Origin of the sequence: Zeaxanthinibacter enoshimensis, assembly GCF_004362865.1 — a bacterium.
In the GTDB taxonomy this organism is placed as follows: Bacteria; Bacteroidota; Bacteroidia; order Flavobacteriales; family Flavobacteriaceae; genus Zeaxanthinibacter; species Zeaxanthinibacter enoshimensis.
This window is the reverse complement of sequence record NZ_SNYI01000001.1, coordinates 646,812-663,430: the sequence shown is the minus strand read 5'-3', so window position 1 is coordinate 663,430 and position 16,619 is coordinate 646,812. Positions and strand designations below refer to the sequence as shown.

15 protein-coding genes are annotated in these 16,619 nt (G+C 43.3%); 14 read left to right on the top strand and 1 reads right to left on the bottom strand.

Annotated features, from left to right (window positions below; genetic code table 11):
• From CLV82_RS02985 to purD, 11 genes are all read left to right on the top strand, one after another.
• Complete coding sequence (locus tag CLV82_RS02985; RefSeq protein WP_243744128.1) at positions 1 to 1,650, top strand: NTP transferase domain-containing protein; 1,650 nt, start codon at positions 1 to 3, stop codon at positions 1,648 to 1,650.
• Entirely contained in the window at positions 1,641 to 2,030 is a 390-nt protein-coding gene (locus tag CLV82_RS02980; protein ID WP_133642809.1) for a GtrA family protein, read from the top strand. Before CLV82_RS02985 ends, CLV82_RS02980 begins: the two co-directional genes overlap by 10 nt.
• Positions 2,030 to 2,728, top strand: coding sequence for a glycosyltransferase family 2 protein (locus CLV82_RS02975; RefSeq protein WP_133642808.1), 699 nt, complete (start codon positions 2,030 to 2,032; stop codon positions 2,726 to 2,728). The genes CLV82_RS02980 and CLV82_RS02975 overlap by 1 nt, the downstream gene beginning before the upstream one ends.
• Positions 2,728 to 3,318, top strand: coding sequence for a PI-PLC domain-containing protein (locus CLV82_RS02970; RefSeq protein WP_133642807.1), 591 nt, complete (start codon positions 2,728 to 2,730; stop codon positions 3,316 to 3,318). Before CLV82_RS02975 ends, CLV82_RS02970 begins: the two co-directional genes overlap by 1 nt.
• Positions 3,315 to 5,408, top strand: coding sequence for a glycosyltransferase 87 family protein (locus tag CLV82_RS02965; protein ID WP_166636660.1), 2,094 nt, complete (start codon positions 3,315 to 3,317; stop codon positions 5,406 to 5,408). Before CLV82_RS02970 ends, CLV82_RS02965 begins: the two co-directional genes overlap by 4 nt.
• Before the next feature lie 114 nt (positions 5,409 to 5,522).
• Entirely contained in the window at positions 5,523 to 7,463 is a 1,941-nt protein-coding gene (locus CLV82_RS02960; protein WP_133642805.1) for a hypothetical protein, read from the top strand.
• 99 nt (positions 7,464 to 7,562) lie between these two features.
• On the top strand, positions 7,563 to 8,303 hold the full coding sequence (locus CLV82_RS02955; protein WP_133642804.1) for a glycosyltransferase family 2 protein: 741 nt from the start codon (positions 7,563 to 7,565) through the stop codon (positions 8,301 to 8,303).
• A 13-nt stretch (positions 8,304 to 8,316) separates the two neighbouring features.
• Positions 8,317 to 9,684, top strand: a complete 1,368-nt coding sequence (locus CLV82_RS02950) for a sugar transferase (RefSeq protein ID WP_133642803.1) — start codon at positions 8,317 to 8,319, stop codon at positions 9,682 to 9,684.
• 174 nt (positions 9,685 to 9,858) lie between these two features.
• The gene (locus tag CLV82_RS02945) at positions 9,859 to 11,286 is read left to right on the top strand and encodes a UDP-glucose 6-dehydrogenase (protein WP_133642802.1); all 1,428 of its coding nucleotides are present in this window, start codon (positions 9,859 to 9,861) and stop codon (positions 11,284 to 11,286) included.
• 63 nt (positions 11,287 to 11,349) lie between these two features.
• Positions 11,350 to 12,336 (top strand): UDP-glucuronic acid decarboxylase family protein, encoded by a 987-nt coding sequence (locus CLV82_RS02940; RefSeq protein ID WP_133642801.1) that lies wholly within the window; start codon positions 11,350 to 11,352, stop codon positions 12,334 to 12,336.
• A gap of 93 nt (positions 12,337 to 12,429) precedes the next feature.
• Positions 12,430 to 13,704, top strand: coding sequence for a phosphoribosylamine--glycine ligase (purD, locus tag CLV82_RS02935; protein ID WP_133642800.1), 1,275 nt, complete (start codon positions 12,430 to 12,432; stop codon positions 13,702 to 13,704).
• A gap of 48 nt (positions 13,705 to 13,752) precedes the next feature.
• Here purD and CLV82_RS02930 read toward each other — a convergent pair whose 3' ends face one another.
• Positions 13,753 to 13,974, bottom strand: a complete 222-nt coding sequence (locus CLV82_RS02930; protein ID WP_133642799.1) for a DUF6341 family protein — start codon at positions 13,972 to 13,974, stop codon at positions 13,753 to 13,755.
• A gap of 39 nt (positions 13,975 to 14,013) precedes the next feature.
• Between CLV82_RS02930 and CLV82_RS02925 the strand changes: the two genes are divergently transcribed.
• The 3 genes from CLV82_RS02925 to CLV82_RS02915 are packed head-to-tail and all read left to right on the top strand — an operon-like array spanning position 14,014 to position 16,618.
• Complete coding sequence (locus CLV82_RS02925) at positions 14,014 to 14,952, top strand: hypothetical protein (RefSeq protein ID WP_133642798.1); 939 nt, start codon at positions 14,014 to 14,016, stop codon at positions 14,950 to 14,952.
• 30 nt (positions 14,953 to 14,982) lie between these two features.
• On the top strand, positions 14,983 to 15,588 hold the full coding sequence (locus CLV82_RS02920; RefSeq protein WP_133642797.1) for a DUF4254 domain-containing protein: 606 nt from the start codon (positions 14,983 to 14,985) through the stop codon (positions 15,586 to 15,588).
• A complete protein-coding gene (locus CLV82_RS02915; protein WP_243744127.1) occupies positions 15,575 to 16,618 on the top strand; it encodes a glycosyltransferase family 9 protein in 1,044 nt (347 codons plus the stop codon). Before CLV82_RS02920 ends, CLV82_RS02915 begins: the two co-directional genes overlap by 14 nt.
• Position 16,619: the final 1 nt, after the last annotated feature.

Here is a 16,619-nt window from a genome sequence, read left to right as displayed (position 1 = left end):
ATGAAAATAATAATTCCAATGTCCGGAATGGGCAATCGATTTGTTGCTGCAGGATATAAGACGCCGAAACCTTTGATCGAGATTGACGGAATGCCCATAATAGAGCATGTGGTAAAGATGTTCCCCGGAGAGAAGGATTTCATTTTCATATGTAATAGCAAGCATTTAAAAGAAACTCCCATGCGATCGATATTACAGAGAATAGCCCCGGGAGGAAGCATTGTGGAGATACCTCCGCACAAAAAAGGACCTGTATTTGCTGTACATGCAGTGAGCGGGATGATCGGTGAGGAGGAAGAGGTCATTGTAAACTATTGCGATTTCTCATGTCATTGGGATTATCAGGATTTTTTAAACCATACCCGCAATCGCGACGCTGATGGGGCAGTTCCGGCATACAAGGGATTTCATCCACATATGCTGGGCTCCACCAATTATGCATTTATGAGGGAAGATCAGCAGTGGATGCTCGAGATTAAGGAAAAAGAGCCTTTTACGGATAACCGAATGCAGGAGTACGCCTCTATGGGCACTTATTACTTTAAAAAAGGGGCATATGTAAAGAAGTATTTTCAAGAATTGATGGATCAGGGTATTGATCTGAAAGGAGAATACTATGTCAGTTTGGTATATAACCTTTTAGTGGCTGCTGGTCTAAAGGTTTCTATTTATGATGTCCAGCACATGCTGCAATGGGGAACCCCGGAAGATGTAGAAGAATATCAGGGTTTTTCAGAATATTTCAAAGCAATTGCTAATTATAAAGTTCCTGGAAAACCACTCGAGAAAAGAAGTATTAACCTAATTCCCCTGGCCGGCAGGGGTAGCCGGTTCACCAATGAGGGGTATATACTCCCCAAACCACTCATAGAGGTGGGTGGTAAACCAATGATAATTCAGGCCGCGAATTACCTGCCAAGAGCAGAAGAAAATATTTTTGTGTGCCTGGAAGAGCATATACAGGAGTATGGTGTTGGGAAGGCCATAAAGCGGGAATATCCTGATGCCAGGATTATATCAATCGATCACACAACTGAGGGCCAGGCCTGCACCTGCGCAATTGGTTTGGAAGGTCAGGATCCGGGCGCTCCCTTATTGATCGCCGCGTGTGATAATGGGATGATCTGGGATGATGACAGCTATAAAAAATTAATAGACGATCCTGAAGTTGACGCCATAGTCTGGTCGTTCCGAAATCACCCCAGCAGTGTGCGAAATCCGGAAATGTATGGCTGGATAAAAACCGACGGGAAAGATAACGTAACCGGAGTCAGTGTAAAGAAAGCAATTAGCGATAACCCTGGAAAGGATCACGCCATCGTAGGAACCTTTTATTTCAGGAAAGCCGGTTATTTCCAAGATGCATTAAAACGATTGATAGAAAATGATCAAAGAATCAACGGTGAGTTCTATGTGGACAGCTGTATAGGCGAGCTAATTAGCATGGGATTGAAGGTGAAGGTCTTCGAGATAGATCACTATATTGGTTGGGGCACTCCCAATGATTATAAGACGTATCGTTATTGGCAGAGCTTTTTTCACAAGACTGACTGGCACCCCTATACCTTGCAAAAAGACTTAACGGTGGAGCAGGATTCAGTGAGGTTACTTGAAGCGCAAGCCTATGATTTTGAACAGGAATGGCGATAGATTCAACTACCCGGAAACAGCTCCGCAGGTTTGTGGTGACAGGAATTATCGCTGTAGCAGTCGATTTTGGATTGTATTATGCATTAAATACGGTCATCGATCATAACCTGGCTAAGGGAATTTCATTTTTATCGGGAACCATTGTTGCCTACATATTTAATAAATACTGGACTTTTGAAACGAAGGAATTTTCTTCGTCTCAACTACTGAAATTCTTTATTTTGTATGGTCTTACCCTGGGGGTCAATATTATCACGAATGACGTGGCGCTGTTAATGTTCCGGAACTTGACCTTTGCATTCCTGTGTGCAACCGGGGCCAGTACAATTTTGAATTTTTTAGGACAGAAATTCTGGGTTTTTAAAAAAATAAATGACTAATGAAATTATCGATCATTATCCCCTGTTATAACGAAAGTAAGAACATACCCCTTGTATTGTCTAAATTTGGGGAGGTTATCCAAAGAGAGGATATAGAACTGATCGTGGTAGACAATGGTTCTACCGATAATACGGCTGAGGTCACTGCAGAACTCCTTCCAAAGTACTCGTTTGCGAAGTATGTACATGTTCCGGTAAACCAGGGTTATGGATATGGCATTCTTTCTGGTCTCCAACAAGCTCAAGGAACTTATATAGGTTGGACCCATGCAGATCTCCAGACAGACCCTTCAGACGTCATCAAAGCTCTTGATATCATCGAAAGTCAGGAGGAGCCGATGATCTACGTAAAAGGGGAGCGAAAAGGCAGGCCGTTTTTTGACCAGTTCTTTACTTCAGGCATGAGTTTGTTTGAGTCCCTGTATCTTGGAGAAAAATTACACGATATTAATGCCCAGCCTAATATTTTTCACAGGGATTTCTTTAAACAATGGGAGAATCCTCCCCATGATTTTTCCCTTGATCTGTATGCGCTCTACCTGGCGAAGAAGTTAAAAATAAAGCTGGTTCGTTTTGATGTTATTTTTCCCGAACGGGTGCATGGCACTTCCAGTTGGAACACGGGATTTGCGGCCAAAAAGAAATTTATAAAGAGAACTCTTGAGTTCAGTAAGAAATTGAAAAAGTCCCTGAACTAATGGAATTTATTGCGCACAGGATCAATACCCTGGCTGAACTACAGCAATTGCCACGAGAGTTAGGGGTCGAGTTAGACTTAAGAGACGGCAGTAATGGAAGGATTCACATTGCTCATGACCCATTTGTACAGGGGGAAGATTTTGAAGCCTATTTAAAGGAGTATAAGCACGGGACACTTATTCTGAATATTAAAAGTGAAAGGATAGAGACTGAAATACTCAGGTTGATTAAGTTATACAAGATTCCGAATTATTTTTTTCTCGATTCTTCTTTTCCAATGATCTATTCCCTGACCCGGTTAGAAGAAAATAACATTGCTCTGAGATTTTCCGAATGGGAAGGGCTGGATACCCTTGAGCGAATGGCGGGAAAAGTAAAATGGGTATGGATTGATTGCTTCACCAAGTTGCCATTAGATAGGCAAGTGTTCCGGCAATTGAAAGAATGGGGTTATCGCTTATGCCTGGTTTCTCCTGAATTACAAGGACGGGAGAAAGACATAGAGTCTTATAAGGCTTTTCTTAAAGATCAGAATATACAGTTAGATGCCATATGCACAAAATCATATAATATCCCACGATGGCGATGAACAAATTTTTGGGCGGATATCTCCGGGACAAACAAGGAATCTTTAAACTGGCAGTCTTGCGGCACCGTCTATTCTGGGGCGGGCTGCTGTTGAAGATAATATTGTCCTTGTTCTTCGCGGGCAGGTTGCTGGCAGACTCTTTTATTCCCTTCGTGGAATATTTTATAGCCTCAGGTTTCAAAGATCCTTATGAACATTTTTGGCAATTGGGAGTTGTCGATGCATTTCCATATCCCCCCCTGATGCTCTATATTCTGAGTTCTCTAGGAGGATTTCTGGCCCATCTTTCCCCATTCTTTATCCGTATACCCTTGCTCCTGGCAGACACCCTAATCCTGGTCCTTCTTAGCCGGTTACTCAGAGGGAAAGATTATAAGATCCTGGTCTATTACTGGTTATCTCCGGTATTGATATATATCTCTTATATCCATGGACAGTTAGATGTTATTCCAATTGCATTCCTGATTGCATCACTATACCTGCTTGTCAAAAATCGATCCCTTGAAGCGGCAGTTGTATTAGGACTTGGCATAGCTGCCAAGACCAATTTGATCCTGGCCATCCCATTTTTTCTGTTATATCTATGGAAAAATAATAATCAAAACAAAATAGGGAGAATTGCTTCTCACTTGGGGTTGGTAGCTCTGGTATTTTTGATCGTGTCCAGTTTTTATCTGGGCAGTAAGTCTTTTCTTCAAATGGTCTTTTCTAACCAGGAACAATCTAAGGTGTGGGCAGCGGGCTTGCCTACGATCAATAACCTGAATTTCTACTTAATACCCGCTGTATATTTATTGCTGATTGCAGCTGCCACCCGATTTAAAAAGATCAGCAAGGATCTCTTTATCATGTTCGTTGGGTTTTCATTTGCTTCCCTGTTGATATTTATTCCCCCACAACCGGGATGGTACTTCTGGATACTCCCATTCCTGATATACTTTAATCTTAAAGAGCGTAAACTTACTTTTATTCCCGTTATAGCCCTGCAAGCTGCATTCCTCATATATTTTGCCTGGATACCCAATTCAGATTATACCTATGTTTTTCTATATACCGAGAGGGGGGGCACGCTCTATGAGTTATGGAATTCTTTGGGGTGGGTGCCAGCAGAATTCATGGTAAGCCTGGCATTTACACTCCTTCAGACCTGCCTGATATTGAATGTATACTGGTTATTTAAAGCCGGAGTCAGGAAAAACTTGAACAGGAAGCTTAAGAATAAACCTTTTTTGATTGGTTTCGGGGGAGATTCGGGTGTGGGAAAATCAACTTTAACCCATTTGATGATCCAAATGTTTGGGGAGGCCAATGTCACTATCATACGCGGAGATGATATGCACAGGTGGGAAAGAGGTCATGATAAATGGAATGAGTTAACTCATTTATCCCCTAAGGCGAATCACCTGCATGAAGATATTAGACATTTAAAATTGCTCAGAACAGGCAAGACAATCCAGCGTCGAATCTATGATCATACTACAGGGAGGTTTACTCAGCCTTTAAAGATCTACCCCAGTAGAGTTGTAATTTTTGAAGGGTTACACCCTTTTTATATAGCCGCCAAAAGAAACCTGTTCGACCTGAAGGTTTTCGTAGAGCCAAAAGAAGATCTCCGTTTATATTGGAAGATCCAAAGGGATACGGCCAAGAGAGGATACACCAAAGAAAAAGTCCTTGAGCAACTGAGGATCCGTGAAGAGGACTCAGCAAAATTTATTCGCTCTCAGGCTCCGTTCTCTGATGTAAAGATTTGTTTTTATCCTTTACAATCACTACCGGACGATAACATTTCAGAGCAGGTGGAGCTGGGTCTTAGGATCGAACTGGAAACCAATCTTGATATAAATCGGTTGGTGGACGGTGTTAACGCATTAAAAACACTAAGGGTTACCCATGAATACGAAATTGACTGCCAGATTTTAGATGTTCAGGGAACCGTAAGTAGTGATGAAATTGAGAACCTGACATACGTTATTTTGGATGAATCGGATGATCTGCTGAATGACGCCAGGTTCGATGATGATCTCAACGGGTTTTTACAATTATTTTTCATTTTTTGTATTCTTAACAAAGCCAGTAATATTCAGTAAATGACGAGAAGCCAGATTATTCATTTTTTCGAAAAGTATAGACTATTGATCGCTGCAATACTGTTGTTGTTTCTGACTATAGTGATCCTGCAGGTGAATTACAATAAGAATCATATGGATAATTTCACCGTCGATGAATATTTCACTATCTCCACCGTACATCCAAAATTTGATCCTGAAAATACAGTACATCGAGCCTTGAACGGCCCACGGGTATTCACATATTTATTTTATCCTGGAGCTTTAGTCGGAATGATCGGTCATATGGGAGCAAATATATATGCAGAAAGCTGGGATTATCCGGGCCATAACTATTTCATTGAGAATTATCAAACAACCGGGGCCGGATTAGCTAAGAACATGGAAGACCCTAACCTGAGGTATTTTCATTATTACCTGAAATTGCAGTCTATTTTATTGATGTTCCTCACCTTTATCCCGTTGATCTTTTATCTCTGGAATAAGCAGAAGTTTATATCGATGTTTATGATAGCCACTCTGATTGGCATCAATATGCTTCTTTTAGAACAACGAAGTGTTTTCTATATCGAACCCCTGATTCTGTCCCTGGTCAACCTCTTATTATGGTTGTACTTGTATATATATGATAGCACCAAGATTAGTAAGTTTATTATTGTTTTGGCGGCTTTTCTGTTTGCGCTGACTATTTCCCTGAAATTTTCTTCCCTTTTCATAATTGTAATGATTGGAGCCCTTATACTGACCAAGGCAAACGGCTTTGAGGCTCGTTTAAAATTATTCAGCCTTATAGTTTTATCTTCCATATTCTTTTTTGCTCTAATAAACTGGAATATTTTTTACAGTAAGGAGGTTTTTAATGCAGTTATACACGACTACTTCTCAAATTTCTGGCACTATGCTACAGGGAATAAGGGGCTTGTTGTAGAGAGCTATAAACTCTATAACTTCAAAGGAATTATTCGTGAACTCCTGCCTTCTTTGGGAGGCTTAATATTCATCTTCCCTGTATTGGCCTATTATGGTTTTAAATATCTGCATACCTCAGAGCGAATCCGGTGGGGGGTGTTATTGACTGTAATAATTGCATCTGTCTGGTTTATTATCAAACAACGTGTTTATTTTGACCGGAATATTCTGCCCTTCTTGCCGGCATTAGTATTGATAACCGGAATTTTACTGGATAGTGTTATCAACCACCTTAAGCGTGCACATTACCTGGAGAATAGGAGAAATCGTGCTATAATATATTTGGTCCTGTTAGTGACCATATTTCTGCCGGTCCTATTGCACGCTAATTATCTGAAAACAATATTTCCAGATGCAAAAAGAAATGTTATAAAATTTGTCACAGATATCCCCGACAGCTCCCAGAGATCATTGGTTACGATCGACTTTCCTCTAAAGGAAGCCCAGTTTGGTTATCAGGATGTAAAGACACTTCCGTCATTTCCGGAAACCGATGGTAATAATCTTATCGGAATGTTTCAGAAGAACATAAATGAGCTGGAGGCTTCAGACGTTATAATAATTAAGGAAATTGGAAATAATAAGCAACTCACTACTTACTTACTCCCAACATTCTATAATTCCAATAAACAATTCGCCAGCTATTTTGTTTTTTATAATGACCCCGGAAAAATAAAAGGTTTAGAGGATATACTAGCTCCCCTGAAAGGTAAAAATTCAACACTGCACTGGAAAGGTTCGAGACCTATACGGGACGATCTGGTACTTCGTGAAATTCATACCGTGAAGAACAATAAATCGGTACGCCTGTATTTCCGGCTGACGGCCACTGGGTACCAGCCAGAGTCATTGCATGGCTGCAGGATTTACTTCCATGCGAAACCAAAGACTGATGATGTGTCTTCACTTCCTGAAGAACGTATTAAATATGGATTTGACGGATGGGATTTTACTGTATCACCAGACAATATGATTAAGTATGGGAAAGACATTTATATATTTCATGATTTTAACCCCACTTTATCATCTTATGAGAAATTTTCCTTTGGAATTTTTCGGGGCTGCACTGTGAGTAAGGACTTTTCCGTAGATAATATTAAATTATAAGGGTTGTATCTTTGCTGCCGTAAGCGGTGCATGTACAGGTAAAATTCAGTAAGCTACAGCTCAAAAATTTCAAATCGACAATAACTAATATTCTAATCTTTGGTTTCAGTAATTACACCGGTTCATAATTCAGAGAAGTTTATACGGCAGTGCGTCGAATCGGTACAAAACCAATTCTATAAAGAATGGGAACATATTTTAGTGGATGATTGTTCTGAAGATAGAAGTGTTGAAATAATTCAGGAATATGCCCGCAAAGACCAGCGGATCAGACTGATACAATTAGATCAGAATAGTGGTGCAGGTGTAGCTCGGAATAAGGGTATTGCTGAGGCTAAAGGGTCATATATAGCTTTTCTGGATAGCGATGATCAATGGTACCCCGAGAAATTAGAAAAGCAGATCACCTTTATGCAAAACAATAAATATCACTTTTCCTTCACCTCTTACGATACCATCGATGAAAAGGGTAACAAACTCGGACAATTATTTAAGGCTAGGCAGAGAGTAACCTATAACACTGCACTTTTTAAGAACCCTATCGGCTGTCTGACTGCAATGTATGATGTGAATTTTTTCGGAAAACAATATATGCCGGAAATTCGGAAACGCCAGGATTATGCTCTTTGGTTAAAATTGTTAAAGAAGGCGGATGGATATGGCCTGCAGGAAGTGCTTTCTTCATATAGACATACGTCTAATTCAATTTCTTCCGGCAAAATTGGGTTACTTAAGTATGAATGGAAGATATACCGGGAAATTGAAGGATTGTCTTTTCTCCAGTCGTCCTTTTACCTGCTTTCCGCAGTTTTTATGAAATTAAGAACCTACATTAAATAAATCTCTTTAAAGAATGGCAAGGCCTGCAATCCTGAATTCAATTGAAAGAAAGTCAATGCTCCTTATAGGAGACTTTCTTATCATCCTTGCGTCTTTGAATGTCTTTATCAACCATGCAATCGATAAAGAATTTATTTCGTTCGAGCTGAAAACCTATATGTTCTCCCTGGGGATCATCAGTTATTTTACCTTGGCCTATATCCTGGATTTTTATAACCTTGAGAAGGTTGCCAAGCGCAGACATATTCTTTCGCAATCCCTCTACATCACGGCTTTATATGTATTCGTGGTCTTCCTGGCTGCTGTGATTTTTTTTGATGTCAGTTTCTGGAGGATACCTCTACTGATTTTCTTATTGCTGACACCACTCGAAATCGGGTTATGGAGATTGTTTTTCGGGAATATATTTAAGATCATTCCCACCACTAAAAATGTGCTTTATATCTATGATGACCAGACGGAAAAGAATCTTAAGGAGGATCTGGCGATTATTAACGGAGAAGAAATGGAAACGTTTTACACAGTAAAACTGACATTTTCTGTGGATCATCATTCGTTGAAAAATAAGCATATGTTTCTCGCTGCTACAGAGAAAATAGACACTTGGATCATCAATACTAAGAGTTATAGCAGTTTGCCCCCCGACCTTGAAAGAATTTTACTGCGGTCCATAATTAAAGGCAGAGAGGTGCTTTCATTTACTTCGTTTTATGAGAACACCTATGAAGCTTTGCCTATAAGATCTCATAACGACAGTTTTTATGAAATCCTCCAGTTGAGGAACAAGAAAATCAGGTACCTGCAAAAGGTTTTCAGTTTTATGGTGAATTTCTTCTTGGCGCTTTTCGTAGGTCTCATATTTCTTCTTAGTGTTCCATTTGTATATCTGCTCAATGTGTTCTTCAATAAAGGCCCGCTGTTCTATACCCAAAAAAGAGTGGGCCGCTATGGCAAGGAGTTCAAAATTTATAAATTCAGGTCTATGGTGGTTGATGCCGAGAAGTCAGGAGCAATGATGGCCACTGCAAATGACCATAGAATTACCCCGGTAGGCAGGATGTTAAGGGCTTTTAGGATAGATGAATTGCCACAGATTATTTCCGTAATCAGGGGAGATATGCAGTTCATTGGACCGCGACCGGAACGGAAAGTTTTTGTTACCCAACTAAATAGTATTATCCCATTTTATAATACCCGACATTTGATTAAACCGGGTATTACGGGCTGGGCTCAGGTCAAATATAAGTACGGCGAGAACCTTGAGGATTCTGTGCGTAAACTGGAGTACGATCTTTATTATATTAAGAACAGGTCTATTACCTTAGATCTAAGGATCATATTCAAAACCATAACCACTGTCATTTTTTCACGGGGGATCTGATATTCTCCGATTCTTGTTATTATCAGGGGAGATGACTTGAAAATGCGCCGATATGAGTTTGATTTTATCCCAGAAAGGGGTTTTTGAACAGATTAAATTGTCCGCCAATTTAAACCCACTTATTTTTGCGGGTGCGTTAATAGACTAAATAACTAAATAGAAATCATTTAAAAGATGGCAGTAAAACATATATGTTGTATCGGAGCAGGTTATGTCGGGGGACCAACAATGGCAGTGATTGCCCAGAAGTGTCCTGATATCAAGGTTACCGTAGTAGATATCAACGAGAAGCGGATCGCCGCCTGGAACCACGAGGACCTGAGCAAATTGCCTGTATACGAGCCCGGGCTGGATGAGGTTGTAAAAGAAGCGAGGGGAAGAAACCTGTTCTTCTCTACAGAAGTAGATAAGGCAATTGAAGAAGCAGAGATGATCTTTATCTCTGTAAATACCCCCACCAAGACCTATGGGAAAGGTAAAGGTATGGCTGCCGACCTCAAGTATATAGAACTTTGTGCAAGGCAGATCGCCCGGGTGGCTAAGAGCGATAAGATCGTAGTTGAAAAATCCACCCTGCCCGTAAGAACCGCCTCCGCTATTAAAAGCATACTCGAGAATACCGGGAATAACGTGAACTTCCAGATCCTCTCTAACCCGGAATTCCTGGCAGAAGGAACTGCAATACAGGATCTTCACGCCCCTGATCGTGTCCTTATCGGCGGAGAAACCTCCGCAGAGGGAGAGAGAGCTATACAAGAGCTGGTAGACGTTTATTCCCAGTGGGTTCCCAAAGAGAATATCCTTACCACCAATGTATGGTCGTCAGAACTGTCTAAACTCACCGCCAATGCCTTCCTGGCACAGCGGGTTTCATCGATCAATGCCCTGTCCGAACTTTGCGAAAAAACCGGGGCTGACGTGAACGAGGTCGCCAAAGCCATCGGGATGGACAGCCGGATCGGACCTAAATTCCTGAAATCTTCTGTTGGTTTCGGAGGTTCCTGTTTTCAGAAAGATATCCTGAACCTGGTATATATCGCGAAGACCTACGGCCTGAACGAGGTGGCCGATTACTGGGAGCAAGTCATCATTATGAACGATCACCAGAAGCGACGCTTTGCTAACAATATTGTCAGCACGCTGTACAATACCGTATCCGGTAAAAAAATTGCTTTCCTGGGCTGGGCCTTTAAAAAAGATACCAATGACACCAGGGAGTCGGCAGCTATATACGTGGCAGATGACCTGCTGAACGAACAGGCACAGATCGCGGCATACGATCCCAAGGTAGAGGAAGAGCAAATGTATGCAGACCTGGATTACCTGAACACCCGTTCTGCTGATGAGAACAGGCAGGGACTGTCCGTTTACAGGGATCCATACGAAGCGTGTAAGGACGCCCACGCCGTGGCGGTCCTGACCGAATGGGAGGAGTTTAAGGAATATGACTGGAAAAGGATCTATGACAATATGCAGAAACCTGCATTTGTATTTGACGGTCGGGGTATCCTGGACAAAAAGCTTCTCAATAACCTCGGGTTCGTGTACTACCGGATCGGGGAGGGAGCCCAGGAAGCTATGGAAGTGCAGGCATCACACTGAGTGAATAATCTAAGTTGACGGACTATAAGGTCTATGGTCAGCAAGGGAGTTTAAGCAAAAAATATGAAAAGAGTGTTAATCACCGGTGCAGCCGGTTTCCTGGGATCACACCTGTGTGATCGGTTTATCGATGAAGGGTTTCATGTGATCGGGATGGACAACCTGATCACGGGGGACCTTAAGAATATTGAGCATCTTTTTAAACTGCCTCAATTCGAATTCTATCACCACGATGTGACCAAATTTGTGCATGTGGCCGGCGAACTGGATTATATCCTTCACTTTGCCTCCCCTGCCAGCCCGATTGATTACCTGAAGATCCCGATACAGACCCTGAAAGTAGGTGCCCTGGGAACTCATAACCTGTTGGGACTTGCAAAGGAAAAGGGCGCGCGTATCCTGATCGCATCTACCTCGGAGATCTACGGGGATCCTTTAGTCCATCCGCAGACTGAGGAATACTACGGGAATGTGAATACCATAGGACCCAGGGGTGTTTACGATGAGGCCAAACGTTTCCAGGAGTCCATCACCATGGCCTACCACCGTTTCCACGGCCTGGATACCCGGATCGTCAGGATTTTTAATACGTATGGACCCAGGATGAGGCTGAACGACGGAAGGGTGATTCCTGCTTTCATGGGGCAGGCTCTCCGAGGCGAAGATCTCACGGTTTTTGGCGACGGATCCCAGACCCGCTCCTTCTGTTATGTCGATGACGAGATTGAAGGAATCTACCGCCTGCTGATGAGCGATTACACCATGCCTGTCAATATCGGGAACCCGCACGAGATCACTATCAGGGATTTTGCAGAGGAGATCATAAAGCTTACGGGTACCGACCAGAAGATCGTCTACAAGCCATTACCTAAAGACGATCCTATGCAGCGCCAGCCGGACATCACCAAGGCTAAGGAAATCCTTGGTTGGGAGCCTAAAGTTGGCAGGGAAGAAGGGATGCGTAAGACCTTTGATTACTTTAAAACCCTTTCCAAAGAGGAACTGGAGAAAACCGAACATCGCGATTTCACCAGTCGTAACAGGAAATAATACTTTTATTAATATAGTCAAGCGGTCTAAAATTCGGGCAGATGCACCCATTTTTTAGGCCGCTTACTGTATTTTTGCCCAAACGTTAAGAACATGAATATTCTCATCCTGGGTTCCGGGGGGCGAGAGCATACGCTGGCCTGGAAACTGAAACAAAGTCCTAAATGCGGTCAACTCTTTATAGCTCCGGGAAATGCAGGCACGGCTGAAATCGGGGCTAACCTCGATATTGCCGTTGAAGATTTTGACGGGATCAAACAAGCCGCCCTGCAACACAATATAGAGATGGTCATCGTAGGTCCCGAGGTACCCCTGGTGCAAGGCATACATGATTTCATCCTAGAGGACAAGGAGCTGCAACATATTCCTGTTATAGGTCCCCGTAAATATGCCGCCACGCTGGAAGGGAGTAAGCAGTTCGCAAAGGAATTCATGTACCGCCACGGCATACCCACTGCAGCCTACCAGAGTTTTAAAGCAGGTGAACTGGAGGCAGGCCAGGCTTTCCTGGAAACCCTGAACCCGCCTTATGTCCTTAAAGCTGACGGCCTGGCCGCAGGGAAGGGAGTATTGATCCTTGACGATCTACAACAAGCCAAGGATGAATTGCAGGCTATGCTGATCGATTCCAAATTCGGGGAGGCCAGCAGGACGGTGGTGATCGAAGAATTTTTATCCGGGATAGAATTGAGCTGTTTTGTACTGACCGATGGTAATGACTATAAAGTATTTCCCATGGCAAAGGACTACAAACGCATCGGGAAAGGGGATACCGGGCTCAATACAGGCGGAATGGGCGCTGTTTCCCCGGTTCCATTCGCCGATAAGGAGTTCGAGGCAAGGATACACGACCGCATCGTAAAACCGACAGTAGAAGGCCTTAAAAAGGACGGGATACCCTATATGGGCTTTATCTTTATCGGCCTGATCAAAGTGGGAGACGATCCCAAGGTAATCGAATACAATGTGCGGCTGGGAGACCCGGAAACCGAAGTGGTGTTACCGAGGGTTAAGAATGACCTGGTCGACTTATTCCAGGCTTTGGCTGAAAACCGCCTGGGTGAGATTGAGCTCGACATCGATCCACGGGCTGCAACCACGGTAATGATGGTCTCCGGAGGCTACCCTGGCAGCTATGAAAAGAAAAAAGAGATTTCCGGGCTAAATGATATTAAAGATGCTATTCCGTTCCACGCGGGAACTACGGTAGAACAGGGAGCAGTGGTGACTAACGGGGGACGTGTCCTCGCATTGACCGCTTATGGGGAGAACTTTTTGGATGCCCTGAAGGTTTCCTACCGGGAAGCTGCAAAAATTTCATTTGATGGAGCCTATTTCCGGGATGACATCGGATTTGATCTTAACTAAAAAAACCCCGATGAAGATCGGGGTTTTTTTTATCAGTACTGATCGGGATTACAGGTAACTGTGAGAAGTCACACTCTTGTCTTCTTCCTCCCGGTCATTGAATATCTTCAATTGCTTTAACCAGTAGACCATTGCCACCATACCGATTATTACGAATATCCAGTTCAGGGTATTAGCAAGCCACCAGCTGTCCATGAACCTCAAAAAATCTAAAGGCGCAAAAAGTACGTTTACGAATAAATCTTCAATGCCTTCAAAAAATGCTTTCATCTTGGTTATATTTACAGCACAAAAATATAAAAACCGGGGATGATTTCAAGTGTTTTTGGAAAAACTAAGCCGATAAACTATATCATCCTGATGGGCTTCCTCTTTTTCTTCTACTGGATCACCCATTTTTTCATTTTTAACGCCTCTTACGAACCGGAACAAATCCTCGGCCAAACGCTGGTCCTGTCTTTACTGCTCTTTAGTGTTTTCGTGGTGGATTTTATTGTAAAGCGCAACCAGATCATGGGCGGCAATTCCTATGCGATGCTCTATTATACCATGCTTTTCGTGATCTTCCCGCAAGTGCTGATGGACAATAACGCCATTTTTTGTGGATTCTTCCTGTTACTGGCTACGAGGAGAGCCATCAGCCTGAAAACTGCCAAAGATGTTAAACTGAAGATCTACGATGCTTCCCTCTGGATCGCCCTTTCCAGCCTCTTCTACCAATGGGCCCTCCTGTATATGGTAGTGCTTTATGTAGCAATATACTTTTATGACCCTAAGAATATAAGGAACTGGCTGCTTCCGCTGGCAGGAACCGTCACCGTGGCCCTGATCAGCTGGAGTTTCCTTATTCTTCTTGGCAGGGAGGCGTTCTTTGGAGAGCATTTCCGCTTTGTTTGGAATTTTGACCTGCAATTCTATGCTTCATGGCAGAACAGTACCAAGCTTATTGCCTATATCGTCCTGGTAGTATTTACAGGATTCCTTGCATTCCTGAAACTAGGGCAGCTGGGTATGGGACGGATCATTACCCTGAGGTTGATCGTGATCTCGGTGGCGGTTGGGCTGGTGATTACCTTGCTCGAAACTGGTCCCGGGCGCTATCCCGTATTGATCACTTTTTTCCCGGCTGCCACCCTGCTTGCGAAATACGTGGAAATTATCAGGAGACATAAGATCAAAGAGGTTACCCTGGTACTGTCCGTTCTCATCCCCTTCGCGGTCCTGCTGCTTGAAACAGTTCTGAAATAAAAAGTATCTTTGCGGCTAAATAACAAACAGATGCAGTTCAGTCAGATCGCAAATCGCATATTCGAGGAAAGTATATCTAATTACCACCACCTGGACAGGGTAGACCAGGAATTAAAGAACCCTTATCCGGCGGGAGATATCGCGCATCTGCTCTACCGCAAAAACTGGATCGATACGGTTCAGTGGCATTTTGAAGACCTGATCCGCGACCCGGAAATTGACCCGGTAGCAGCCTTGGAACTAAAACGTAAGATTGACGCGAGTAACCAGGAAAGAACGGACCTGGTAGAATACATCGACTCTTATTTCCTTCAAAAATACCAATCGGTAGAAATTAAGGAGGATGCCACTATAAATACTGAAAGCCCGGCCTGGGCCATTGACCGACTCTCCATCCTGGCCCTGAAGATTTACCATATGAAAGAGGAGGCAGAGCGAACTGACGCCTCTGATGATCATCGTAAAGCCTGCCAGGATAAACTCAACGTGCTTCTGGAGCAGCGCAAAGATCTCTCCACCGCCATTGATCAGCTGCTGGCTGATATCGAGCAGGGAAATAAGTACATGAAAGTTTATAAACAGATGAAGATGTATAACGACGAGGAGCTTAACCCGGTACTTCGTGGTCAAAAATAAGAAGCGCCCCCTTATCGTCATCCGTTTATCCGCCATGGGAGATGTCGCAATGACTGTCCCCGTGCTCCTGGCTTTCAGGAAAAAATACCCGGGTACCCCTATTACTTTTATTACCCGCCCGTTTTTCGGGAAGATCATCCGGCAGGTTCCGGGCGTGGATGTCTATAACACGGACCTGCAGGGGCGTCATAAAGGTATTACCGGTTTATGGAGACTGGCCCGGGATATTCGCGGGATGGCTCCCATAGGTATCGCAGACCTGCACGGGGTTTTACGCACACACCTGCTGAGAGTTTTCACTTTATTTATGGCATTTCCTTTCCGGCAGATCAATAAAGGCCGGGCAGAAAAAAAAGCACTGACGGCCCGAGTTAAAAAGAATTTTAAACCTCTGAAAACCACTTTTGAACGGTATGCTGAGGTCTTTTCAAAATTGGGTTTCCCCATTGAGCTCAGCGATACTGATGTCCTGGAAAAACAGGCTTTGCCCCAGGCATGGATCCGGCAACTGGGCCAGGATAAGAAGAAATGGATAGGGATTGCTCCTTTTGCTGCCTTTCCCGGGAAGCAATACCCCATTGGGAAAATGGAAGAAGTGGTCCGGCAACTTGCATCGAGGGGAGAGCATTCTCTCTTCCTGTTTGGCGGAGGTGACAAGGAGCGGCAGGTGATGACCGAATGGGAAAAGAAATATCCTTCTTGTATAAACCTGGCAGGCAAAAGCAGTTTTGAGGAAGAACTGGCCTTAATATCTCGTTTGGATCTTATGCTGGCCATGGATAGTGGTAATGCACATCTTGCAGCGATGTACGGGGTCCCGACACTCACCCTGTGGGGCGTGACCCATCCTTATGCAGGCTTCTACCCGTTTATGCAGGATCCCGGTTTCAGTTTATTAGCTGACCGCAACCAGTACCCGGAGATTCCGACTTCAGTATACGGGAAGAGATTGCCCGAAGGTTATGAGAATGCGATGAGTACAATAAGTGTCAATGCTGTCCTGAAGAAGATCACCGAGATAACAGGTTGAT

Coding starts and splice junctions, on each gene's coding strand:
- CLV82_RS02985 (WP_243744128.1), top strand. CDS start 1: ATGAAAATAATAATTCCAATGTCCGGAATGGGCAATCGATTTGTTGCT.
- CLV82_RS02980 (WP_133642809.1), top strand. CDS start 1,641: ATGGCGATAGATTCAACTACCCGGAAACAGCTCCGCAGGTTTGTGGTG.
- CLV82_RS02975 (WP_133642808.1), top strand. CDS start 2,030: ATGAAATTATCGATCATTATCCCCTGTTATAACGAAAGTAAGAACATA.
- CLV82_RS02970 (WP_133642807.1), top strand. CDS start 2,728: ATGGAATTTATTGCGCACAGGATCAATACCCTGGCTGAACTACAGCAA.
- CLV82_RS02965 (WP_166636660.1), top strand. CDS start 3,315: ATGAACAAATTTTTGGGCGGATATCTCCGGGACAAACAAGGAATCTTT.
- CLV82_RS02960 (WP_133642805.1), top strand. CDS start 5,523: ATGGATAATTTCACCGTCGATGAATATTTCACTATCTCCACCGTACAT.
- CLV82_RS02950 (WP_133642803.1), top strand. CDS start 8,317: ATGGCAAGGCCTGCAATCCTGAATTCAATTGAAAGAAAGTCAATGCTC.
- CLV82_RS02945 (WP_133642802.1), top strand. CDS start 9,859: ATGGCAGTAAAACATATATGTTGTATCGGAGCAGGTTATGTCGGGGGA.
- CLV82_RS02940 (WP_133642801.1), top strand. CDS start 11,350: ATGAAAAGAGTGTTAATCACCGGTGCAGCCGGTTTCCTGGGATCACAC.
- purD (WP_133642800.1), top strand. CDS start 12,430: ATGAATATTCTCATCCTGGGTTCCGGGGGGCGAGAGCATACGCTGGCC.
- CLV82_RS02930 (WP_133642799.1), bottom strand. CDS start 13,974: ATGAAAGCATTTTTTGAAGGCATTGAAGATTTATTCGTAAACGTACTT.
- CLV82_RS02925 (WP_133642798.1), top strand. CDS start 14,014: ATGATTTCAAGTGTTTTTGGAAAAACTAAGCCGATAAACTATATCATC.
- CLV82_RS02920 (WP_133642797.1), top strand. CDS start 14,983: ATGCAGTTCAGTCAGATCGCAAATCGCATATTCGAGGAAAGTATATCT.